Here is a 23,686-nt window from a genome sequence, read left to right as displayed (position 1 = left end):
AATTATCCAAGTGAACTTATTCGAAAGGAAGTATTTGAAATCGCTATTCTCACCAGACAAGAGGGTGATAAAACAAGAGGAACCTCAATTGAGGTTCCTCTTGTGATTTTTGTGGGACAGCAGTGGCTAAATGCCCCTTTTTTATACTCAATTATTGATGATTAGCTACTTCGGCCGAGCCGCAGGTTTCAGTTTAATTTGCATACTTTCTTTGATCACTTCCATCACAGGATAACTGCGCGTTTCCTTGATGCCGGGTAGCTGCCAAAGCACCTGCCCTGAAATTTTTCTAAATTCTTCCATATTTGCACAGCGTATTTTCACTACAAAATCAAAACCACCGCTGATCATATGACATTCTACGATTTCTGGAATTTGACGCACTGCATCCGAAAAATCTTCCAATACATTGGGCGTGGTTTTATCTAGTAAAATCTCTACAAAAACCACAAATCCATTGTTGAGTAAGACCGGATTTAAACGTGCTTCATAGCCTAAAATAAAGCCCTCTTTCGATAATTTTTGCACACGTGCCAACGCCGCAGTGGGTGATAAATTCACCATTTCTGCAAGCTTAATATTGGACAATTTTCCGTCGTCTTGCAGCAGCTCTAAAATTCGAATATCTATACGGTCTAAGCTCAAATATGGGCTAGTCATCTGAATTTTTCTCTAAATATTATTAAAACTATAGTGAGTTATTCGCTAAATATTCTGTGATGATAAATTAAATAAAGGATCAAGCTCAAGATTTATTTGCTCGTCATAGAACTTTGACACGGAAAATTGAAACATGAATGGAAAAGTATTTGAAGTCACGGGAAGCGATGACTACATCATTGAATTTAAAGACAAGAATAGCTTTGAACAATCGATTAATACAGCATGGCGTCGTGCTGAAACTGAGTGCATTGAAAACTTATTAGCACACAGTGAAATCCCTTCCCCGATCAGCGATCAAATTCAACAATTGGCTTTTGACTTAGCCCATTCATTACGTGAACGTAAAAGCGGTACAGGTAAAGCAGGCATTGTACAAGGCTTGCTACAAGAGTTTTCATTGTCTTCTCAGGAAGGCATCGCGCTCATGTGTTTAGCTGAAGCGCTACTCCGTATTCCAGACAAAGCAACACGTGATTTACTGATCAAAGATAAAATCAACCAAGGTAACTGGAAAGATCATGTTGGCCAAAGTAGCCTCATGTTCGTAAATGCTGCTGCTTGGGGATTAATGCTGACGGGCAAACTGATGGAAACCCCTCAACAAAAAAGTCTGTCTAGCCTACTCACCGGTATTTTAGCACGCAGTGGACGTGGCATTATCCGTAAAGCTGTAGACGTGGCTATGCGTATGATGGGTGAACAGTTTGTTACAGGTGAAACCATCAATGAAGCGCTTAAACATGCAGAAGTATTAGAAGACAAAGGCTTCCGCTATTCATATGACATGTTAGGTGAAGCAGCATTAACTGAACCTGATGCAGAACGTTATTATCAAGACTATACCGATGCGATCCACGCGATTGGTCAAGCCTCTGAAGGTAAAGATGTTTATAACGGTGCAGGTATTTCGATCAAATTATCTGCCCTACACCCACGCTACCAACGCTCGCAGATCGATCGTGTACATAACGAGCTTTATGGAAAAGTGCTTGAACTTGCAGTATTAGCCAAGCATTACAATATTGGTCTAAACATTGATGCTGAAGAAACTGACCGTTTAGAAATTTCTTTGGAACTACTTGAACGCCTGTGTTTTGAGCCTAAATTAGCGGACTGGAAAGGTATTGGATTTGTGATTCAAGCCTACCAAAAACGCTGTTTCTATGTGGTCGACCATATTATTGACCTCGCTAAGCGTAGCCAAAAACGTTTAATGATTCGCTTGGTGAAAGGTGCATACTGGGATAGCGAAATTAAGAAAGCGCAAATTGAAGGTATGAGTGACTATCCTGTATTTACGCGCAAAGTTCATACCGACCTGTCTTATATTGCATGTGCTAAAAAACTTTTAGCAGCACCTGAGCAAATTTATCCTCAGTTTGCAACACATAATGCGCAAACCGTTGCTACGATCTACCAATTAGCACAGCCAGAGCTTTACTATCCAGGCCAGTATGAATTTCAGTGCCTTCACGGCATGGGGGAACCCCTCTATGAACAAGTGGTGGGTTCGAAGTCTGATAACAAACTGGGTGTGCCTTGTCGTATTTATGCACCAGTGGGTAACCATGAAACCTTATTGGCCTATTTGGTTCGACGTTTACTGGAAAATGGTGCGAATACGTCTTTCGTTAACCGTATTGCAGATAAAAATTTAAAAATTGAAGATTTAATTGAAAATCCAAGACAGACGATATTAGCGACGGCTGAAAAAGAAGGTATCACTGGAGCGAAGCATCCTTCTATCCCATTTCCGCAAGATTTGTATGGCACAGAACGTCGCAACTCAAAAGGACTCGATTTAACCAATGATCGCGACTTATCTCAGCTCAATACCACGGCCGTACAGCATGCACATACCCAGTGGCATGCTAGTGCAATGGGCGCTAATTTAGAAGAAATTCATACTGCAAGTATCAACATTACAAACCCTGCAAACCGTAGTGATGTGGTCGGTAGTGTCAGCGAAGCCAGTTTAGAACAAGCGGAAATCGCTCTCAATAATGCGGTAAATGCCCAAGGTTCATGGAAAACTTTAGACAAAGATCAGCGTGCAGCATGCTTAAACCGTGCGGCGGATTTGATGGAAGCACAATTGCAATCTCTGATGGTGTTGTTGTCACGTGAAAGTGGTAAAACTTATGCCAATGCTATTGCTGAAGTCCGTGAAGCTGTAGATTTCCTACGTTATTATGCAGCTCAAATAATTGATCTAGCAGAGAATACGCAAATTGAACCCCTAGGTACTGTGCTGTGCATTAGCCCATGGAACTTCCCGCTTGCTATTTTCACAGGTCAAATTGCTGCAGCCTTGGTTGCAGGTAATACCGTGATTGCCAAGCCTGCTGAACAAACGCCTCTGATTGCTGCTCAAGCTGTACATATTTTATGGGAAGCAGGTGTTCCGTTTGATGTATTGCAACTTCTCCCTGGCCGTGGCGAAACCATTGGGGCCAAACTCAGCGCGGACTCACGTGTCCAAGGCATCATGTTTACAGGCTCAACGGAAGTCGCACGTATCTTGCAAAAAACCGTTGCACAGCGCTTAAACCAATTTGGCGAAAGTGTGGTTTTGATTGCTGAAACTGGTGGTCAAAATGCCATGATTGTTGACTCATCAGCATTGACAGAACAAGTGGTATTGGATGTCGTTAACTCTGCCTATGACAGTGCAGGTCAACGCTGTTCTGCCCTGCGTATTCTCTGTGTGCAAGAAGATAATGTGGACGTAGTCCGTACCATGTTACAAGGTGCGATGAAGCAACTTCGTGTCGGAAATCCTGCACTTTTAGCAACTGACATTGGCCCAGTGATCGACCTTGAAGCACAACAAAATATTGAAAAACATATTGAGAAGATGCGTAGCAAAGGCTATCCCGTACATCAAATCATGTTTAATGCTGATAGCAATGCGTTAAGTACGGGAACTTTTGTTGCACCAACTTTAATTGAACTTCCACATTTAAATGATTTAGAACGCGAAGTTTTTGGGCCAGTATTGCATTTAATCACCTACAAATATGGTGAGATTGAAAACCTATTAACGCAAATCAATGCCAAAGGTTATGGTTTAACCATGGGCTTGCATACACGTATTGATGACACGATTCAAAAAGTTATCGGTCATGCAGAAGTTGGCAACCTATACATTAACCGTAATATTGTAGGCGCTGTGGTTGGTGTACAACCTTTTGGCGGCGAGGGCTTATCAGGTACTGGTCCAAAAGCGGGCGGTCCTTTATATCTTTACCGTTTAATGCATCAAGTTTCTGAGAAAAAACTGGCTACACCTTATGCGGCTCAGGCAGAAACGCAAGCTGCACACTTCCCTGCATATGAGGCTTTTAACACTTGGGCGAAGCAGCATTTTTCAGGCATTGCTATTCAAGCACCGCAGGCCATAGCCGCTGGACAAAGTTTTGAGCTACAAAGCCCAACTGGTGAAAACAACCAATATGCCATTTTGGCACGTAAAGGTGTGCTTTCATTGGCTAACAATGATGCAGATCAACTACATCAAATTGCTGCGATTTTATCGGTAGGTAGTCAGCCCGTCGTACTTGCAGACAATACTTTTGTGTTGAAACACTTAAATAGCATGCCAAAAATCCTCGTAGACCAATTTAAAGTGATCACGGATATTTATCATGGCAATTTTGATGCGGTTTTACATCATGGTGAAAAAGCTGAGTTATTAAAAATTCAACAAGTCATCGCGTCTCGTGAAGGTGCAATTATTGGCATTACACATTTAGCTTCAGGCCAATATGACATCCCTGTAGAACGTTTCGTGATTGAGCGGGCAATCAGTGTCAATACTGCGGCAGCCGGTGGTAATGCCAGCTTAATGACGATGAATTAAACATTCGAATGAACTCCAACTAATCAGTTCCTCACTTAGCTCAATCTTTATGAATGTTCCATAAAGATTGAGCGTTTTTTTAACGTTCCCCTAGATGAATGAACTAATTTAAGCATTCAGACTCATCTTCTCTACAGATAAATACAGCCAAAAGTGGAATTAATTTAGTCTTATAAGGTGAATTTTGCTAACATGACTTTTTTTAATATGTTTGCGATTTTTTACTGCATATGACTTCAACTTATCAGCAACAACTTGATGCCAAAGTTGCCCGCATTACGGCTCAATTTTCAGAATACAACCCTCCCTCTTTAGAAGTTTTTCCTTCTGCTGAACAAAACTTTCGTATGCGAGCGGAATTCCGAATTTGGCATACTGAAAATGATATGTTCTATGCAATGTTTGAACGCAATGCAGACAATGAAAAACAAGTTGTAGAAATTAAAGATTTCCCGATTGCAGATAAAAGCATTAATGATTTAATGCCCGTATTATTAAATGAACTCAAAGCACAAGAGATCTTATCTAGCCGATTATTTGAAGTTCATTTCTTAGCAACGCTGAAAGGTGAAATGCTGGTTTCATTGGTTTACCGCTGCCCGCTCAATGCTGAATGGGAAGTTGCTGCCAAAGCGCTGTCTGAAAAGCTCAATATCAAGATTTATGGTCGTAGTCGTGGTCAGCGCGTGATTTTAACTGATGACTATGTGGTTGAAGAACTCCAAGTATTTGACCGTAAATATCAGTATAAACAAATTGAAAGTAGCTTCACACAGCCCAATGCCGGCGTATGTCAAAAAATGCTGGAATGGGCGTGTCAGGTTGCGGATCACTCAGACAAAGACTTACTTGAGCTCTACTGTGGTAATGGTAATTTCACGCTGCCTCTTTCAACACGCTTTAATCGCGTTTTGGCAACCGAATTAGCCAAGTCTTCAGTTTATGCCGCGCAGTGGAATATTGAGCAAAATGGTATTGATAATATCCAAGTGGCTCGTCTATCTGCTGAAGAGTTTACCCAAGCCTACAATGCTGAACGTACATTCCGCCGCCTTGAAGAAGCTGAGATTGAAATTTCAAGCTATAACTTCGATACGGTATTTGTCGATCCACCGCGTGCAGGTATCGATGATGAAACACTAAAACTGTTGCAACGTTTTGAACGCATTATCTATATTTCATGCAACCCAGATACTTTACATGACAATCTTAAACTGCTTTCACAAACGCATAAAATCAGTAAATTTGCCTTGTTTGATCAATTCCCTTATACACACCATGTAGAGTCTGGTGTGTTTCTTGAGAAGATTTAAACAAATTATTTCAAGTCATGTTGTTGTCATAAAAGGAGCTTTCTAAAAGCTCCTTTTTTATATACTAAAAAAGCTTTATTTTCTCGCCACATGCGGTGTAATGGATGCCTTTTTATATCAATTAGGCAAAGATTCTAAAAGTCCAATCGAAAAAATGATGATTCAAGTGGCTAAAATTTCACTTTAGTAGTCTTGCTTTATTTATTGGATTGGTTATATTTCGTCCTATGTTAGGTCGCAAATGAAGGCTCTATGAGTTTTTGGCATAAGTTGTTCGCTAATGAACAGCAAAACGGGCATAAGAATCAAATTGCCTGTGTTGAAAATGATTGCTCTTGTAAAACCAATGAACAGCTTATTGCTGCTCTTACAAAGGCAACAGATGAAGATGTTATCCTCGGTATTAAAAAAGTGCTCGCTTCGCGCGGTTATAGCCGTAAGGAATTAAATGAAATCCAGCATCTACCTCTACAGTAGAGTCTGAACATTCAGTGTTCAAACAAGGCATTCTATTTACAGAGTGCCTTTTTCATTTTTAAAATAATCATAATGATGCCGCTTATTTACAGATCAGGTTTTGTGAGTCGGCCACATCGTAATTTACAACTTTTATGCTATGCTCCAAGGCAAATTAGCGATATATAATTTTTAAGCACTCGACAATAAAACCCAATATTGCATCAAATATGATGCCGAAGACCTCTAAACAGCATTGATATAAAAATTAAAGGAATGAACATGAATAAATTAACAAGTTGCCTTATTGCCTGCTGCATACTCAGTCTAAGTGCTTGTAGCCAAATCCCCAAAGAATGCGAAGAATCTTGGGATAAACTCGAAGCCCTATCGAAACAAATGGGCTTAAACGAAGAGCAAATCAAAGAACAGAAAAAACAGTTTGAAGAAAGTATTAAGCAACAATCTAAAGAACAAGCCATTCAAATGTGCCAAACCCAAAGTACCTTTTTAGGTTTAGTTGGCAAATAAACAGTAGTTGCTATCAATCTAAAGACTGTATACATGAAGCCCGACCATTCGGGCTTTTATTGTTTGCATTGAAATGCTGTTGTATACGCTACAATTGGTCCTAAAGCTTTCAAACTTGAATCATGTCTATTCAACGCTTGGATTTCTGCACTAGACACAGATCCATCTAAATACAAGGCATTGTTAATCGATAATTGCTGCTTAAAATATTGTGCAAATGCATAAAACGACACGCCTTCACGACTGATCACAAAATACAACTTCCCGTTCTTGATCCCCACTCCATTGCGGATTTTCAATGAATCTGACTGTGGGATAAAGTTTGAATTGATTTTTCCATCTACCACCAGCATCGGGCCTGACTGCGTCGCATAACGTGCATTAAAATTTGTGGAAGCATATTTTTGTGTAGTTAATATCACCGCTTGCTTGGCATTCCATGCTAGAACACCATTCGGCTGAATTAAAAAATTACCAAAGCCTCGTGTTGCACGATTCAAGGCTTTTTTCTGCACTCCATTTTCAACGTATAGACCAACAGGTGCTAAGTCTGCATGATACATCCCGGCATTCATTGCGAAGTTCATCATATTACACTTACGCGCTAATACCTGCTTTAGTCGCTGTAGGTCTTGATATGGCTGCTGCTGTGTATCATTTAAATAGAGTTTTAGTTTACTTAGATCCGATATTTCGACGACATCCACGGCAATGGGCTGACTGACACGTTTTGCTTGAATATTGGCATAGGAAATACTCGGTGAGAAAATCAGACCGAGCAGCATCATAAAGCGCATTTTTTTAAACATTGAGGTTAATTGAAGTCGAAGCATGACCCTATCCATAGCGCGCATTAAAAATCGAACAAATTTTAGCTAAATCATCGCTAAAATAGTCGATTAATTCACAGATTAAAAGTAGACTAATCTTTAAAAATAATTCGGATTTAAAGTAGGACTGGTAAATTCATGCACGTGCAGAAAGATGGTTTTCCTCTTGGAACACATCTTATTGTTAAACACTTCGGTTATAGCCATCATGGCATATATGCCGGCCGCGGTAGAGTCATTCACTACTCTGGTTTTGCACACCTTTTCAAAAAACATCCAATTGAAATGACTTCGATCGAAAAATTCAGCCACGGCAAAAAAATTATCGTTCAGTCATATAGCAATCCAAAATTTAAAGGTCGTAAAGTGGTGCGTCGTATGCGCTCTCGCATGCATGAAAACAACTATCATCTGATTATTAATAACTGTGAACACTTATGCACATGGGCTATTACCGGCGTTGAAAGTAGTCCTCAAGTGTTCCGTATGATGAACCGACTCACCACGATTGGCTATGTCAGTTCTCTGATGAGTTTTATGAGCAGTATGATGCTGACCGTGACCACTACTTGCTTTGCACTGGTGTTCTATATCAAAAAGAAACTGCGCGAAAAAGCCAAAATGCAGATGCCGGTTTATACCTATTTAAAGCGTGAAGAACATAAAAATCGTTAATTCACTGCAGCAGCATTGAACCGTGGCTTTATCAAATTTCAATACATCAGCACATTGCTTAGAAATACTGCGCTAATACACAAGCTTTTCCTTACGGCGTATCAGATGTCATGCTTAATTTTGGTCACTCTTCACATTGCTAAAAGTTCGCATTGCTAAAAGGTGGAAATTTATCTTCAACCAAATTGCTTTGCAGGCCATGTTCTAAATAAATTTTGGCTGCATCCAAAACCGTTGTAAAACCACCTGTACTATCGATAATAAAATCAATTAATGCCTGACCTTGCAGAGGAATCTTTGAATTTTTGATACGAACGTAGGTTTCCATCGGGCTAATCTGCTCAAAAATAAAATCGACTTGAGTTTTTGGTTCTCCCCACTGTATTTGAATTAATTTGTTTTCCTTAATACTCAGCACGTCTACATCGGCGACTGCATTATATTTCTGCCAAGTCCATTGCACGGTTTTACCTTCTTCTAGATAGCCACTCGATGCACTAAACCAAAAATGCTGTGTTATTAAAGGATCAACAAAAGCATTAAATACGATATTGATGGACTTACGAATTAACATCTGGGTTTCAATCACGACACTCATCAGCATTCCTACAGTATTTTAATTTTATTCAGTGATAGCACAGAGAACTGATCATTGCCTACCACTGAATTGTTATTGCCCTATTATGCTGTATGTTCTGTAATAAATGCTGATGTCACTAGCGTGGGATTCTTCTCTGTAAATTGCCCATTCCAATAGGGATAGTATGGATAAGGTGGATACACTGCACTGACTGCGTCTAATCGGGCTAACTGCTCTACGCTTAACGACCAATCTTTCGCCGCAAGGTTATCCAACAGTTGCTGTTCATTACGTGCGCCTATCAAAATGCTAGAAACTGTCGGTCTGGTTTTCAGCCAATTCAATGCAATCTGCGGGATAGAGTGCCCTGTTTCCATGGCTATTTCTTGCATTACATCTAACACCGCATATAACTTCTCGTGTTGAACTGGCGGTGCGAATTGTGCTGTTTCATGCAGCCGGCTTTGCTTTGGAATCGCGTGCTCACGATCAAATTTCCCTGTTAATCTCCCCCAGCCCAGCGGACTCCAAACCACTGCACCAATCTGTTGATCATGCTGCGCAGGCATCAACTCCCATTCATAGTCACGTCCAATCAAAGAATAATAGACTTGATGCACACTTAGCTTTTCATAGCCCTGCTGTTGGGCAATCGACTGCGCTTTCATGAGCTGCCAGCCTGAAAAATTCGACACACCGATATAGCGAACTTTTCCACTACCTACCAAGTCATCTAAACTGCGCATCAGCTGCTCAAGTGGCGTCGTGCTATCAAACTGATGCAGTTGCAGCACATCAATATAATCCGTGCCTAAACGCTTTAAACTCGCCTCCACGGCTTGTATTAAATAGCTTCTAGAATATCCACCTTGATTGATTCCCTCTTGTAAGCGAATACCCACTTTGCTGGAAATAATCACCTCTTGGCGTTTTGATTGAAGTAATCCACCGAGCATCTGCTCTGAGGCACCATTTGAATAAGCATCTGCGGTATCGAAATAATTCACGCCTTGATCAATACACAGATCAATCATACGTTGGGCATCATTTAAACTCGATTGCCCCCATGCAGAGAAAATAGGGCCTTGCCCGCCAAATGTACCTGCACCAAAGCCGAACTCTGAAACTTGTAAGCCAGATTGCCCTAGATTGTGATAGTTCATAGATATTTCCTGTGTTTAATTTATACACAGAATAGGCACAGATATTTATCAGAAAAACCCTGAATATTGAGAAAGACTTTCTTGATTATATTGATAATGCTAACTGAAGATTTCGAGTTATTCACACGAATGGCGACACTGGGTTCAATCAGTCAAGCCGCTAAAGAAGCCAATCTCTCTGTTTCTGTCGCTAGTAGCCGTCTACACAGACTTGAACAAAGTTTAGGGCTGCGCCTTTTTCATCGCACCACACGGCAGCTACATTTAACACAGGAAGGTGCTGTTTTATTGCAGCAAGGTTTTCCCTTATTCGAACAATTTAATTCTCTCCTGAGCCAATTTCAGCCTGAACCACAACAACTCAGTGGCACATTAAAAATCACCTGTTCAGAAGTTTTTGGAAATCGTATCATGGGGCCCGTATTTGCAGCCTTTGCCAATCTACACCCAACATTGACTTTAGATATTGAACAGACCGATCAAAATTTAGATTTGGTCTCCGCAGGTATCGATGTTGCGATACGTATTGGACAGCTAGAAGACTCATCGCTGATTGCTAAACCGCTCAGCTTAAACCGTCGTATTTTGTGTGCCTCGCCTAGCTATATCGAACAACATGGCGAACCTCGCTCTCTAGAAGAGCTTTCTATACACCAATGCATTTTACAGAAATACCCTAAGGGTGTTACGCAGCTTTGGACATTCGTCCAAGATCAACACAACATAAATATACCTGTTTCAGGACAAGTTCATATCAATTCAGGTGAAGGCGTACGCCAAGCAGCACTTGCAGGTTTAGGCATCTCAAACCACTCCATCTGGCATGTGGATGAAGATTTACAATCTGGCCAGCTCATCCAAGTTCTACCCAAGATCCCTGTTCAACGTACTGCAATCTATGTGGTAATTCCGCATCGACATTTTGTTCCGCCTAAAGTACAGGCTTTTATGCGACACTTGGACGATTATTTTCAGCATCAATATGCTTGGTACGTATCGCCGAATTTATCTGAAAATTAGGCCAAGAATTTATCTTAAATTACTGTTAAAAGTCTTAATCAGCGGCGGAAGTTCAACTTCTAAGCTGCTATACATTTCACGCTCAATGTTTCGTACAATCGAGTCCAGCGGTAAATCATTTTCCTGCAAGCCAAAAGGCTCTTCCAGTTCTGCACTTAACGCATCCAAACCTAAAAATAAATATGCAATCAAAGCCACAATGACAGGTGTCCATATCCCTAAACTGGCCTCTAGGCTAAATGGCAAAATCAGACAAAATGAATACACTGCGCGATGTAAAAGCACCGAATAGGAAAATGGTAATGGCGTGGTCATGATACGGTCACAGCCTGCATGGATATCACCCATCGCTACAGTATGACGTGTGAGCGTGCTGTAAATAATGTCTGTAATCTGACCTTGTTTATAGGTTTTGACTAAATCTTTTTGAATGATTTCAAGTAAATACTGTGGTGCATTGATATTGTCTCGGCATTGCCGCCATTGCTGATCCGTCAAAACTACGCCGTCTTTAAAATGTGCAATATCTTGTGATTCATGGCGTAAGCGATCACGTAACAAATTGCAAAACAGCATGATGCGGTACATCAACACGTTTCTTTGCTCATCTTCAAGGACATGGCTATCACGAATCATGTGGCGTGTATTGGCAATCAATGAGCCCCAAAGCTTGCGCCCTTCCCACCAACGGTCATAACAGGCAGTATTTCGAAAGCTCAAAAAAATCGACAGAATCACCCCAAAGATGGTAAATCCGATGGCTGGAACTTCAGGCGTATTCAGGTAGTGTGCAGCGCTTAGATACACCAAAATCGCCGACAAACTCACGACGACAGCCAACGCAGGCATGACTTTTGGGAGTATCGTGCCATGCCATGCAAATAAAAGTTTAAAGCTATTATTTTTATTTCGAATGATCACTTATTTCCCCTCTGTACTGCCTTAATGAACCATCTCAAGCATGAAAAAAGCCCAACCGAAGTTGAGCTTAATCTTAACCTACTTGATCTTAACCTATTGGGGATTCAAAGATGAATCCCTTTAAAAACTAAGATTTTATTTACCCGGTTTAAAACTGTCTTTCAAATCTAAGATGCGGTTAAACACTGGTTTTTCAGCTGTATGATCAAACTGATCTGCAACAAAGTAACCTTCACGTTCAAATTGGAAACGATCTTCAGGTTTTGCTTCTGCCAATGCAGGCTCAATGACCGCTTGAACCACTTTAAGTGATTCTGGATTTAAGTTTGCAAGGAAGTCATCACCCACTTCAGGGTCTGATTCAGTGAATAAACGGTCGTAGATACGAACTTCCGCTGCAATACCCTTGCTTGCAGAAACCCAATGTACAACACCTTTCACTTTACGGCCTTCAGGGTTTTTACCTAAAGTTTCAGGGTCGATTGAACATTTCAATTCAATCACTTCACCGTTCTCGTCTTTAATCACTTCATCACACTTAATGACATACGCATGACGTAAACGCACTTCACCGCCCGGAATCAGACGTTTAAAGCCTTTAGGTGCAACTTCTTCAAAGTCTTTACGGTCGATGTAAATGTCTTGAGTCAACGGAATGATACGGTCACCCATGTCAACGTTTGGATGACGTGCATGTACCAAATCCATTGCTTCAGGCAAGTTAGTTAAAGTCACTTTGAGTGGATTCAACACTGCCATACCACGCGAAGCAGTATTTTCTAAAGACTGACGGATGCAGTATTCAAGCATTGCAACATCCACGATACTGCCATCGACTTTTGTTACACCGACACGTTTACAGAAGTCACGCAGACCTTCTGGAGTAAAGCCGCGACGGCGCATACCTACAACGGTCGGCATACGCGGGTCATCCCAACCATTCACAAAACCACCTTCAACCAATTTACGTAATTTACGCTTAGAGGTAATGGTGTAATCCACATTTAAGCGGCTTGATTCGTACTGACGTGGTACAGATGGTGATTTAACTTTCTCGACAACCCAGTCATAGAATGGACGGTGATCAACAAACTCAAGTGTACACAGTGAATACGTAACTCCTTCAATGGCATCTGATAATGGATGCGCATAATCGTACATTGGGTACATTTTCCATTTATCACCAGTTTGGTGATGTTCAGAATGCAAAATACGATACAAAATAGGATCACGCATATGAATGTTAGGTGAAGTCATGTCAATTTTGGCACGTAGTACTGCCTGACCTTCTCCCAACTCACCATTACGCATTTGTTCAAAACGCGCTAAGTTTTCTTCTACGCTAGCATCACGTTGCGGCGAGTTTTTACCCGGCTCAACAAAATTACCGCGGTTCAGTTTGATTTCTTCAGGGCTTTGCAAATCCACATAAGCATCACCTTGTTCAATCAATTGAACTGCCCAAGCGTAAAGCTGATCAAAATAGCTCGATGCATAACGTGGCTCGCCATTCCACTCAAAACCTAGCCATTTGACGTCATTGGCAATACCGTCTACATACTCTTGCTCTTCGGCATCCGGGTTTGTATCGTCAAAACGGAGGTTACATAGACCTGCGAATTCTTGAGCAATACCAAAGTTTAGGCAAATAGCTTTTACATGACCAATATGTAGGTAGCCATTTGGCTCTGGTGGAAAACGTGTTACAACTTGTTCGGTACGACCTGCAGATAAATCATCTGTAATGACTTGACGTACAAAATCTAAGCCTGGCTGTTGTTCCTGCTGCGCAGCTTCGACAGGGGCATTGTTCTTGGTTGTCGGATTGTTAGGCAGGGATGAAACAACATCGTTTGGCTTCATGGTAATAAAATCACTTCTATAAAGATAAAATTAGGATAATTAAAACGCTTTTCTTTATTTTTAACAAAGAAAGTAACGTTTTTACTTGCCTTGTAGTTTACAGTTTGCTTATGCTTCTCACAACCAAAAAACCCATGGCTTTCATGTCCATGTACAGGAGATTACACAATGAGTTTTCCTCAAGTCGAATTAAACACCAATAAAGGTCGTATTGTTCTTGAGCTTAACACTGAAAAAGCACCTAAAACTGCTGAAAACTTCTTACAGTATGTTCGCGATGGTTTCTATGACGGCGTGATTTTCCACCGTGTTATTGATGGTTTCATGATCCAAGGCGGCGGCATGGATGAAAACTTCAAAGAAAAAACAACTCGTGATTCTATTGAAAACGAAGCTGACAACGGTTTAAGCAATGATGTTGGTACGATCGCTATGGCACGTACTCAAGCACCTCACTCTGCTTCAGCTCAATTCTTCATTAACGTGAAAAACAACTCTTTCCTTAATCACACTGGTAAAACAGCGCAAGGTTGGGGCTATGCAGTATTTGGTAAAGTAGTTGAAGGTCTTGACGTTGTTGACGCAATCAAAAGCGTTCGTACTGGTAACCGTGGCTACCACGCAGACGTTCCTCTAGAGAACGTTGTAATCGAATCAGCTAAAATCATTTCTGAATAATTTTTAAATTCTCCCTGAGTAGCATTGCTGCGCAAGTCCCTTTAATAAAGGAGGGAGTTTCAATATGAAATAAATGTCGGAACTCCTCCCTTTTCCAAAGGGAGGCTGGGAGGGATTTTTAGAATAAGGAAAAGATTCGTGACCTATCTGTTTATCGCTGATTTACATTTGTCACCTGAACACCCTCGACTCGTTCGGGGGTTTTTAGCTTTGTTAGAACAATACAAAACTCAAAATACCCAGCTGTATATTTTAGGTGATTGGTTTAATGCTTGGATTGGTGATGACTTTACTGCCCCATGGTTAGACGAAATCATTGCAGCGCTTAAAGATTTTACTGCTTTGGGAAATCAAATTTATTTCCAAGTAGGTAATCGTGACTTTGCATTGGGTCAAAAGTTTTTAGATAAATTTCACGGTCAATTATTACAAGACGTTGATTATCTCCACATTGGCAACTATAAAATTCGCCTCGAACATGGCGATTTACTTTGCACCGATGATGTGTCTTACCAAAAGTTTCGTAAAGTGATTCGTAATCCTTTGCTTTTAGGTTTCTTAAAGAGCTTACCGCTTAGCATTCGACAAAAAATCGCCAATGGCTTCCGCAAAAAAAGTACAGAAACCAAGCAAGTTAAATCTTATGAAATCATGGATGTAAATGCCGAAGCTGTAGAAAAAGCTTTAGAGCATGCCGATCTACTGATTCATGGACATACCCACCGCCCCCAAATACACGATGTGCATGGCAAACCTCGTATCGTTTTAGGGGACTGGCGTACAGAACAAGCTCAAATATTAGAGATTGGTGAAAACCCATCTGTGAGTGATTTAAAATTAAAAATTTGGTCTTACTAGTCCATAGCTTTCTAATCGTTAGCCTTTAGAAAAACTTACCATCATATTTGATTAATATACGCATCCAGACCATGCAAACGTAGACTTTAAATTAAGCAAAAAAAAAACAGCAGATCATCTGCTGTTTTTTGCTTTTAGGCTAAGCGATATAGCTGGTTTGGGCCAGTATAGAAGCTTTTGCCATCTAGATTCAGGTTAAATGTCTCGCCTGTTTCTAATTCAACCATTTGCCCAACATCAACCCAAATTAAACCAGCATTGGTATTTTGTTGACGTTTTAAAGGCACCATTTTTACATTAATTTCGTCGCCATTTACGGCTTTGGCAGTTTGCCAAGTATTTAAAATATTCAAAAGATTTACTCAACATGTGAGCTTTTTGTGACAGAACAAAGAGATTAATCAATCGGGTTTGGAATAATAATTCTGTAGTTACAAAGATATGATTCAAGTCAGAAGCTTGAATACAGATAAATCACAATCAGCTAAATAAAAAAAGATAAGCAGGAACATTACCCGCTTCGAGTTAAGCAGAAGTATACAATATTGCGCTTTGATTAGCAAAAGTAGGACTTATATACGTTATAAATACCTGCTTTTTCAATAGTATTCAAAAATCTGTGTCATTTCAATAAACTGAATCAAACAAGAAATGACACATCATGGCAAGCAACTTTGATTTCAAAGCTGTTTTTAAAAACAATTACAGTCAAGCCCTCCTCACTGGTGAAAACGGTATCTTAACCCCACCCCTCAAACAACTGACAGAAGCAGCTTTAAATGCTGAAATTGAATTTAGAAGCCCCCACTAGCCAATTGTAGGAATAGCTATTCTCGTAAGACTGTAAAATCATCTTACGGTTCATTTGAACTGGAAATACCTCGGGATCGTGCTGACGATTTTGAGCCTCAACTCGTCAAGAAAAATCAAACCTAACTCCATAAATAGATCGACAACAAAGTCATTTCGCTATATGCACTCCGTACGGGCTACCGCAATATTCAGAAACAAATTACCGATATGTATGCACTGGTTCTTTCCACGGGTGGCATTACCAATATTACAGACAAGTTAATCCCTGAATTACATGCTTGGTAACGGCGTCTTCTCGATATTGCCGTATATCCATTTGTGTGGCTCAATACCATTCATTACAAGTATTATTCACCAATTAAAATGTTGTGTTTTTAACAAAAAAGATCAAGAATGAAGGTATTTCTGTCAACAAAGCCGTTTTACCATTCTGGGATTACATGCCGAGGACCATAAAGAACGGCTAGGTCTTTACCTTTCAAAAAGTGAAGGTGCTAATGAATGTTCAGCGTATTCACAGATTTGCAGAATAGTGACAGACATTCTGATCGCCTGCATTGATGGACGTAAAAGCTTCCTGAGGCAATTGCTGCGATATGTCCGCAGACAGAAGTTTATACACTGAAGAATGCGGCCCACATCAAAACAAGCCTCAATTTATCATGATATATCTGGGCTTATTCATGATTCGGGTTATTTAATAGCGAGGTGGTGTCGCACTTCAAGACTTAACCTACTTATATTTAATTAGTAAAGATTCTCATTATTCACAATGTAAATTTTAGTAAATATAGTAAATTAGTCAGAATTTAAAACATAAATATAAGCGTTTTAGTCGGATTTAAAATAATTAAACACAAGTGTTTTAGTCAAGTATTTAAATAACAGAATTAGTTTATTTTTAAATCATTAAAACGATTAAGTTATTGTATTAAAACACTTTAATAATATATTTTTATTTTAACTGTTCAACCTATTTGCTTTTTGTGTATATTTGTTAATAATATAGTACAAGTTTAAAGAATAGGCTTATCTCCATGAGCTTAAAATTCAAAGATTTAAATCGTCGTGTGGTCAGAGAAATAACCGCAATACTAATAATTAAAGTGATTATTTTAATGATCATTAAGAACATCTGGTTCGACGCCCCTACCATCCCTAAAAACTTTGACAATCAAGTTGCCGAGCATATTGCTGGCAGTCCTTCCCAAATCAAGGAGACACGTTGATGATTTCTGAAAGCGTGGTCGATCTTTCGCGGTTCCAATTTGCAATGACCGCGATGTATCACTTTATTTTTGTTCCACTGACTTTAGGTCTGGCTTTTATTCTTGCCATTATGGAAACCACCTATGTGATTTCTGGCAAAGAAATTTATAAAGACATGACTAAATTCTGGGGAAAACTCTTCGGTATTAACTTCGCTTTAGGTGTTACTACTGGTTTGACCATGGAGTTTCAGTTCGGTACTAACTGGGCGTATTACTCACACTATGTCGGTGATATTTTCGGTGCACCATTAGCCATTGAAGGTCTGATGGCATTCTTCCTTGAATCAACATTTATTGGTTTATTCTTCTTCGGCTGGGATCGCCTATCTAAAGTTCAGCATTTGGCTGTCACTTGGTTGGTTGCACTTGGCTCGAACATGTCCGCACTATGGATTTTAGTGGCCAATGGTTGGATGCAAAACCCTGTCGGTTCCGCATTTAACTATGAAACTATGCGTATGGAAATGGTGGACTTCGGTGCGCTGATTTTCAACCCCGTGGCTCAGGTTAAATTCGTACATACCGTATCTGCAGGTTATGTGACTGGTGCTATTTTCGTACTGGCAATTTCAAGTTACTACTTATTGAAAAAGCGTGACTTGCCATTTGCGCGTCGTTCATTCGCTATCGCTGCTATCTTTGGTTTAGCTTCTACACTTTCAGTGATCTTACTAGGTGATGAATCTGGTTATGAAATTGGTGATGTACAAAAAACTAAACTTGCTGCAATTGAAGCTGAATGGGACACTCACCCAGCTCCAGCGCCATTTACTTTGTTTGGTATTCCAAATAAAGAAACCATGTCTACTGACTACGCGATCAAAATTCCTTATGTCATGGGGATTATTGCAACACGTTCAACTGACAAAGAAGTGATAGGTATTAAAGACCTGATCGTACAACACGAAGCGCGTATTCGTAACGGTATGGTGGCTTACTCACAGTTAGAACAACTTCGTGCAGGCGATACGTCTCCTGAACTTAAAGCAGCATTTGCTGAGTCTCAAAAAGACTTGGGTTATGGTCTGCTTCTGAAAAAATACACAGACAAAGTTGTCGATGCTTCTGACGAACAAATCAAAGCAGCTGCAAAAGACACTATTCCACATGTCCCAAGCTTGTTCTGGGCATTCCGTGCAATGGTTGCTTCTGGTTTCTTAATGCTCCTTCTGTTCGTACTTGCTACCTTTGCTGTCGGTAAACGTAATGCAGAAAACAAACCTTGGTTATTAAAGTTTGCTTTATTTGCCCTGCCATTACCTTGGATTGCAGCACAAACAGGTTGGTATGTTGCCGAAGTTGGTCGTCAACCTTGGACTATCGGTGAAGTTCTACCTACACATCTTTCAGCTTCTAGCTTAAGTACAGGTGATGTATGGGGTTCTATCCTTGCATTGGCAGCGTTCTACACTGTACTGCTGATCATTGAAATGTACTTAATGATTAAATTCTCACGCCTTGGCCCAAGTTCTCTACATACTGGTAAATACCACTTCGAGAAACTTGAAGCTGCAAAAAAGGCAAATGAGGAGGCTCAAGCATGATCGAATATGAATTACTCAAAATCATTTGGTGGGTATTAGTCGGTGTCCTACTGATCGGCTTCGCTCTCACCGATGGCTTCGATATGGGCTCAATGGCGATCATGCCATTCGTAGGTAAAAAAGACGAAGAACGTCGTGCGGCAATCAATACGATTGCCCCACACTGGGACGGTAACCAAGTTTGGTTTATTACTGCCGGTGGTGCGCTGTTTGCAGCATGGCCAATGGTATATGCGACTGCATTCTCAGGCATGTACTGGGCACTGTTACTGGTACTCTTCGCCCTCTTCTTACGTCCAGTCGGTTTTGACTACCGTTCTAAACTTAAAAATACCAAGTGGCGTAATTCTTGGGACTGGGGTTTAGCAATTGGTGGTGCCGTTCCTGCCCTCGTATTTGGTGTTGCGTTTGGTAATATGTTCCTTGGTGTTCCATTCACTATGGACGAAACTGTTCGCTCGACTTATACAGGGAGCTTCTTTGCACTGCTTAACCCATTCGCTTTAGTTTGCGGTATCGTGAGTTTGTCTATGCTTTGCGCTCACGGTGGTGCATGGCTCATGCTTCGTACAGACGGCGATCTACGCGCACGCTCTGCAAAAGCAACTCAGCTTATGGGTATCGTATTCTTAGTTTGCTTCTTACTGGCAGGCGCATGGTTATACTTCGGTAATATCCAAGGCTACACATTAGCTCAACCGTTTGACACTAATGGCGTTGCAAACCCATTAGCTAAAGAAGTGATCACCAATGCCAACCCAGGTTGGATGAACAATTACAGTACTTATCCAATTACTATGATTGCGCCAATCATGGCTATTTTAGGTGCGCTGATCATCATCCTTGCCGCAGGTAAAGGTAAAGCAGGTTTCAGCTTCCTTGGTTCAAGCTTGGCAGTCATTGGTGCAATCTTAACTGCTGGTTTTGCATTGTTCCCTTTCCTTATGCCATCGAGCATCAACCCAACTGTAAGTTTGACTATGTGGGATGCGGTATCAAGTAAAAATACCCTGACTGTGATGACAGTTGCCGCATGTATTTTTGTCCCAATTATCCTGTGCTACACAACTTGGTGTTACTACAAGATGTGGGGTGTGGTCACAAACAAACATATTGAAGAGAATTCACACAGCCTATACTAAGGCTGTGTCTAAGGAGAAAAGACGATGTGGTATTTTGCTTGGATTCTCGGTATTTTGATGGCATGTTTTGCAGGTGTACTTAGTGCGCTTTACATCGAACATCATCAAGATCTAGATGAGGAATAACAAATGACTGATGCTGCTGTAGAAAAATCACTTGTAGAAAAGAAGCCAAATAAATTTGCAATGGTCATTTCCTGCCTGTTAGCTTTTCCTTTGGCAGCCGTGTTACTTGTACATCCTGCTGCCATGCTGGATGACAATGGTGGATATAGCCATCGAGCGCTGATGTTCATCATGATAGGTATTTCAGGTGGTTTTGTGCATGGTGTGGGTTTTACACCACACCATTGGTTCTGGAAATGGCTTTTTAGCCCCTTCCTCGCTTGGCCACTCATGTTATGGGGCTACTACACATGGTTCCTACATTAATTAATATCTAAATAAAGCCCTCACTTGAGGGCTTTATTATATTTACGATCAATTTCGGCTTTTTTTTCTGCTGTAATATCGTCTTGCATTTGAAAACAGCCTCTAAATTTTTCATGGATATGATGAATATATTTTTCTTTAGCGGCATGCCTTAGCAAAATTTGAGCTGCCATTATGATAAATCCATTGACTTGCTTCACTATTATTATGCGCTGAGCATCCGCCAACCCAGCTTTTCGCTGAATTAATGAGTTTCGACCAGTATGCACAATCGAATGCAAATGCTTTAACGAATAGAACTTAAACTCTTTAAACATTTGAACAATATGCTTAATTTCTACAACATTTTCTAACTTTGTAATCATTTCAGCTGCGGTAGGAATTTTCACATTCTGAAGCAACTCTTCTTCTCGTTGAATTTCAAATTTCTGAATTTCTATATTAGAGGCAACCATTAGTAACCAATATGCCCTCACCACAGCTTCAAATTGAATTCGAAATAATGCGAGTGCAGATATATCTTGGCGTGATTCTAAAAGTTGTAAAATGGCTTCACCATGCTCCATGGATAATTCACAACATTCATAGACTAAATCAAGTCGCTGCACGCCACCAATAAATGCTGAATGATTTAACTCGTTATATAGCTCATCCAACATCGATTCAGAATCACGAAAAATATCTATCAACATCAGCTTCCATTTTTTAAATGCCAAAATTTTAAATATAAAAAAAGCCGGATTAATTCCAGCTTTAAAATTTAACGATGAGTATGAATCGACATCACAATCCCCATACCTGCAAGCATGGATATGACTGCTGTACCCCCATAGCTCATCAAGGGCAATGGATCGCCAGTTACAGGCAAAATACCACTAACCATACCCGAGTTTAAAAATACAAAAAAGAAGAAAGTTAATCCTATCGCTCCTGCATAGAGTCGTCCAAAATTATGGAAGCAATTTAGTCCAATAATCAAACAGCGAACAATAATTGCTGTAAATAAACTAAATAAAAGAAATACACCAATAAAACCAAACTCTTCAGCATAGGTCGACATAATAAAGTCAGTATGATGCTCTGGCAGATAGCCCAAGTGCGACTGTGTCCCTTCGGTATACCCCTTACCCATTAAACCGCCTGAACCAATGGCAATTTTAGACTGAATAATATTCCAACCTGCACCAAGTGCGTCAGACTCAGGATTGAATAACGTCAGTACACGTTTTTTCTGATATTCCTGCAAAAAGAACATCCAGAGTACAGGTGCTGCAATAGCAAAGGCGGTTAAAGCAGCTGCAATTAAACGCCAAGACATTCCACTTAAAAATAAAACAAAAATACCTGGAATAATCAAACCAATATTCAAGTCGGGCTGTAAAGCGACCAATGCAAATGGAATCAATAATAAAATTAATGCCCCGACAATTTGTAAAAATTTCGGTGGAAATGGTTTTCGCGCAAAATACCACGCCATCATGAGTGGCATGGCAAATTTCATAAACTCACTCGGCTGCATACTGCCGATACCCGGCAAGCTAATCCAGCGTTTCGCTCCCATCCTTTTTTCACCAATGACCAAAACCAACAACAGTAAAAATATACCGATGGCATATAAGTACGGACTCATAGATTGGTAAACTTTGGGTGGAATTTGCGCGCAGATCAGCATCACAATAAAGCCCACACCAAAACTTGTGGCTTGACGTAGTACCATTCCCGAATCTTCCGCGGTCGCACTATAGACAACCATCAGCCCCAATATTGCATTGAGTACCAAGAAGCAAAGTAACCACGGGTCTAAATGAAGTTTAGCCCATCGAGAAGAATCGTGTTTTATACTGCGGCCATCGCGTAATGACTGACGTAAAAAACGATACTGTTGAGAAGGGATCATTGCGAAACAGATCTAAAAAGGATGCGGGAATTATAGATTAAAGCGACAGTAAAAATCACTGTCCCTTAAATATTCCTTGAAATAATCATCTATTAACTTGAGACGCTAAAATTAAACGTGCCAACTCTAAATCATCAGGATAGGTAATTTTAATATTGTCCGAACGACCTTGCACGACATTAACTTGCTCACCGACAAATTCTAAGGCACTAGCTTCATCTGTGATGGTCGCACCAGCGGCAAGCGCTTGTTCAATGGCATTTTTAAGCATACCCAATTTGGCAATTTGTGGTGTCTGCGCTTGCCATAAAGTTGAACGATCTACCGTTGTTGATATAAGTGGCGCCGTTTCAACTCGTTTTAATGTATCGCGTACGGGAATGGCGAGAATCGCACTTTGCTCAGAATCGACTGCCGATTGAACTAAATTTTCTAAACTCAACTGTGAGACACATGGTCGTGCTGCATCATGAACAAATACCCAATCATCATCATTGGCAATCGAAGATAGATATTGCAATGCATTGAGTACAGAATGCACACGCTCTGCACCGCCTAAACAAAAATGAGCCTTATCTTGATTTGCTAGTGCCAAAGTCTGAGCAACATTATCTTGCTCACCTATAGCCAATACATAGCCTGTTAAAGGCAATTGGTTGAGACGTGCAACTGTGTGTTCAAGCACAGTTAGACCCGCAATGTTTTGATATTGTTTTAGTTCAGTTTTAGAAAATCGACTTCCTGAACCAGCAGCAGGAATAATAGCCCACAATTTAAGGTTCGGGTGGAAGTTCGGCTGGTTCTGACTCATTGGTACGTAGGTCTACTTTTGCATTTGGATCAATATAAATTGGTTTGTACTGAGTACTGATCGTACTCATCTGTACGAAAGTCTCATGCGGTTTAATTAAACCTAAATCTAGACGAGCATGCTCTTCAATAGCTTCAACGCCATTTTTTAAATCGTATACTTCTGCGGCAAGCACGCGATTTCGTTCTTTTAATTCGTCATTGAGTTCGACTTGTTGTTGTATTTTCTGACTCAGTTGTTGATGTTGATGATAACCACCTTCACCGAACCAGTATAAATATTGAAACCCTGCGATCAAAAAGATCGCAAGGCCCAACAATGCTTTACTCGCTTTGGAGTCAAATACATTTAACATAGATAGCA

Annotated in this window: 24 protein-coding genes and 2 pseudogenes; 15 read left to right on the top strand and 11 right to left on the bottom strand. The window is 40.4% G+C overall.

What is annotated here, in order from left to right; genetic code table 11:
* Positions 1 to 165: 165 nt before the first annotated feature.
* Positions 166 to 660, bottom strand: a complete 495-nt coding sequence (locus FTV37_RS10795) for an Lrp/AsnC ligand binding domain-containing protein (protein WP_180063832.1) — start codon at positions 658 to 660, stop codon at positions 166 to 168.
* Positions 661 to 865: 205 nt separating this feature from the next.
* On the opposite strand from FTV37_RS10795, the pseudogene putA reads away from it, so the two are divergent.
* From putA to FTV37_RS10775, 4 genes and pseudogenes are all read left to right on the top strand, one after another.
* Positions 866 to 4,525 (top strand): annotated as a pseudogene (gene putA, locus FTV37_RS10790) (trifunctional transcriptional regulator/proline dehydrogenase/L-glutamate gamma-semialdehyde dehydrogenase); the annotation flags it as partial.
* A 230-nt stretch (positions 4,526 to 4,755) separates the two neighbouring features.
* Positions 4,756 to 5,838: a tRNA (uridine(54)-C5)-methyltransferase TrmA gene (trmA, locus tag FTV37_RS10785; RefSeq protein ID WP_078193491.1), complete on the top strand. Its 1,083-nt coding sequence runs from the start codon at positions 4,756 to 4,758 to the stop codon at positions 5,836 to 5,838.
* 252 nt (positions 5,839 to 6,090) lie between these two features.
* The gene (locus FTV37_RS10780; RefSeq protein WP_168378613.1) at positions 6,091 to 6,315 is read left to right on the top strand and encodes a hypothetical protein; all 225 of its coding nucleotides are present in this window, start codon (positions 6,091 to 6,093) and stop codon (positions 6,313 to 6,315) included.
* Positions 6,316 to 6,576: 261 nt separating this feature from the next.
* Complete coding sequence (locus tag FTV37_RS10775) at positions 6,577 to 6,825, top strand: hypothetical protein (protein WP_168378614.1); 249 nt, start codon at positions 6,577 to 6,579, stop codon at positions 6,823 to 6,825.
* Between the two features lie 56 nt (positions 6,826 to 6,881).
* On the opposite strand, the gene FTV37_RS10770 is transcribed toward FTV37_RS10775, so the two are convergent.
* Positions 6,882 to 7,658 (bottom strand): phosphodiester glycosidase family protein, encoded by a 777-nt coding sequence (locus FTV37_RS10770; RefSeq protein ID WP_257224296.1) that lies wholly within the window; start codon positions 7,656 to 7,658, stop codon positions 6,882 to 6,884.
* Positions 7,659 to 7,793: 135 nt separating this feature from the next.
* On the opposite strand from FTV37_RS10770, the gene FTV37_RS10765 reads away from it, so the two are divergent.
* Positions 7,794 to 8,330: a lecithin retinol acyltransferase family protein gene (locus FTV37_RS10765; RefSeq protein ID WP_078193494.1), complete on the top strand. Its 537-nt coding sequence runs from the start codon at positions 7,794 to 7,796 to the stop codon at positions 8,328 to 8,330.
* 139 nt (positions 8,331 to 8,469) lie between these two features.
* Here the strand turns inward: FTV37_RS10765 and FTV37_RS10760 are convergent, their stop codons facing one another.
* Positions 8,470 to 8,928, bottom strand: coding sequence for an SRPBCC domain-containing protein (locus FTV37_RS10760; RefSeq protein WP_372491103.1), 459 nt, complete (start codon positions 8,926 to 8,928; stop codon positions 8,470 to 8,472).
* A gap of 83 nt (positions 8,929 to 9,011) precedes the next feature.
* Entirely contained in the window at positions 9,012 to 10,073 is a 1,062-nt protein-coding gene (locus tag FTV37_RS10755) for an aldo/keto reductase (protein WP_180063830.1), read from the bottom strand.
* Positions 10,074 to 10,169: 96 nt separating this feature from the next.
* Between FTV37_RS10755 and FTV37_RS10750 the strand changes: the two genes are divergently transcribed.
* The gene (locus tag FTV37_RS10750) at positions 10,170 to 11,093 is read left to right on the top strand and encodes a LysR family transcriptional regulator (protein ID WP_180063829.1); all 924 of its coding nucleotides are present in this window, start codon (positions 10,170 to 10,172) and stop codon (positions 11,091 to 11,093) included.
* A 9-nt stretch (positions 11,094 to 11,102) separates the two neighbouring features.
* Here the strand turns inward: FTV37_RS10750 and FTV37_RS10745 are convergent, their stop codons facing one another.
* Positions 11,103 to 12,014, bottom strand: coding sequence for a bestrophin family protein (locus tag FTV37_RS10745; RefSeq protein ID WP_180063828.1), 912 nt, complete (start codon positions 12,012 to 12,014; stop codon positions 11,103 to 11,105).
* Positions 12,015 to 12,149: 135 nt separating this feature from the next.
* Entirely contained in the window at positions 12,150 to 13,877 is a 1,728-nt protein-coding gene (locus FTV37_RS10740; protein WP_180063827.1) for a glutamine--tRNA ligase/YqeY domain fusion protein, read from the bottom strand.
* Between the two features lie 168 nt (positions 13,878 to 14,045).
* Between FTV37_RS10740 and FTV37_RS10735 the strand changes: the two genes are divergently transcribed.
* Positions 14,046 to 14,555: a peptidylprolyl isomerase gene (locus FTV37_RS10735; RefSeq protein WP_078193500.1), complete on the top strand. Its 510-nt coding sequence runs from the start codon at positions 14,046 to 14,048 to the stop codon at positions 14,553 to 14,555.
* A 138-nt stretch (positions 14,556 to 14,693) separates the two neighbouring features.
* Positions 14,694 to 15,413: a UDP-2,3-diacylglucosamine diphosphatase gene (locus FTV37_RS10730; RefSeq protein WP_180063826.1), complete on the top strand. Its 720-nt coding sequence runs from the start codon at positions 14,694 to 14,696 to the stop codon at positions 15,411 to 15,413.
* A gap of 134 nt (positions 15,414 to 15,547) precedes the next feature.
* Here the strand turns inward: FTV37_RS10730 and FTV37_RS10725 are convergent, their stop codons facing one another.
* Entirely contained in the window at positions 15,548 to 15,766 is a 219-nt protein-coding gene (locus tag FTV37_RS10725; protein ID WP_168378619.1) for a transposase, read from the bottom strand.
* Positions 15,767 to 16,074: 308 nt separating this feature from the next.
* On the opposite strand from FTV37_RS10725, the gene FTV37_RS10720 reads away from it, so the two are divergent.
* From FTV37_RS10720 to FTV37_RS10690, 7 genes and pseudogenes are all read left to right on the top strand, one after another.
* The gene (locus FTV37_RS10720) at positions 16,075 to 16,224 is read left to right on the top strand and encodes a hypothetical protein (RefSeq protein WP_168378620.1); all 150 of its coding nucleotides are present in this window, start codon (positions 16,075 to 16,077) and stop codon (positions 16,222 to 16,224) included.
* Positions 16,225 to 16,280: 56 nt separating this feature from the next.
* Positions 16,281 to 16,349, top strand: a pseudogene (locus FTV37_RS18170) (hypothetical protein); the annotation flags it as partial.
* A 914-nt stretch (positions 16,350 to 17,263) separates the two neighbouring features.
* Positions 17,264 to 17,455 carry a cytochrome oxidase putative small subunit CydP gene (gene cydP / locus FTV37_RS10710; RefSeq protein ID WP_078188513.1) on the top strand — a complete coding sequence of 64 codons (192 nt, stop codon included), beginning with the start codon at positions 17,264 to 17,266 and terminating at the stop codon, positions 17,453 to 17,455.
* Positions 17,455 to 19,041: a cytochrome ubiquinol oxidase subunit I gene (locus tag FTV37_RS10705; protein WP_180063825.1), complete on the top strand. Its 1,587-nt coding sequence runs from the start codon at positions 17,455 to 17,457 to the stop codon at positions 19,039 to 19,041. Before cydP ends, FTV37_RS10705 begins: the two co-directional genes overlap by 1 nt.
* Complete coding sequence (gene cydB, locus FTV37_RS10700) at positions 19,038 to 20,183, top strand: cytochrome d ubiquinol oxidase subunit II (protein ID WP_180063824.1); 1,146 nt, start codon at positions 19,038 to 19,040, stop codon at positions 20,181 to 20,183. Before FTV37_RS10705 ends, cydB begins: the two co-directional genes overlap by 4 nt.
* A 24-nt stretch (positions 20,184 to 20,207) precedes the next feature.
* A complete protein-coding gene (cydX, locus tag FTV37_RS10695; protein WP_002120988.1) occupies positions 20,208 to 20,309 on the top strand; it encodes a cytochrome bd-I oxidase subunit CydX in 102 nt (33 codons plus the stop codon).
* A 3-nt stretch (positions 20,310 to 20,312) separates the two neighbouring features.
* On the top strand, positions 20,313 to 20,615 hold the full coding sequence (locus tag FTV37_RS10690) for a cyd operon YbgE family protein (RefSeq protein WP_078188516.1): 303 nt from the start codon (positions 20,313 to 20,315) through the stop codon (positions 20,613 to 20,615).
* Between the two features lie 20 nt (positions 20,616 to 20,635).
* Here FTV37_RS10690 and FTV37_RS10685 read toward each other — a convergent pair whose 3' ends face one another.
* The 4 genes from FTV37_RS10685 to FTV37_RS10670 form a co-directional block, all read right to left on the bottom strand.
* Positions 20,636 to 21,307: a hypothetical protein gene (locus tag FTV37_RS10685; RefSeq protein WP_257224294.1), complete on the bottom strand. Its 672-nt coding sequence runs from the start codon at positions 21,305 to 21,307 to the stop codon at positions 20,636 to 20,638.
* Positions 21,308 to 21,375: 68 nt separating this feature from the next.
* On the bottom strand, positions 21,376 to 22,512 hold the full coding sequence (gene rodA, locus FTV37_RS10680) for a rod shape-determining protein RodA (protein ID WP_180063823.1): 1,137 nt from the start codon (positions 22,510 to 22,512) through the stop codon (positions 21,376 to 21,378).
* 85 nt (positions 22,513 to 22,597) lie between these two features.
* A complete protein-coding gene (ispD, locus tag FTV37_RS10675; protein ID WP_180063822.1) occupies positions 22,598 to 23,323 on the bottom strand; it encodes a 2-C-methyl-D-erythritol 4-phosphate cytidylyltransferase in 726 nt (241 codons plus the stop codon).
* A complete protein-coding gene (locus tag FTV37_RS10670; protein WP_078188520.1) occupies positions 23,286 to 23,678 on the bottom strand; it encodes a septum formation initiator family protein in 393 nt (130 codons plus the stop codon). The genes ispD and FTV37_RS10670 overlap by 38 nt, the downstream gene beginning before the upstream one ends.
* Positions 23,679 to 23,686: the final 8 nt, after the last annotated feature.

This window comes from Acinetobacter sp. YH16042 (assembly GCF_013417245.1).
Lineage (GTDB): Bacteria > Pseudomonadota > Gammaproteobacteria > Pseudomonadales > Moraxellaceae > Acinetobacter > Acinetobacter amyesii.
Note: the sequence above shows the minus strand (reverse complement) of the source record. Positions and strands in the feature narration are given on the sequence as shown.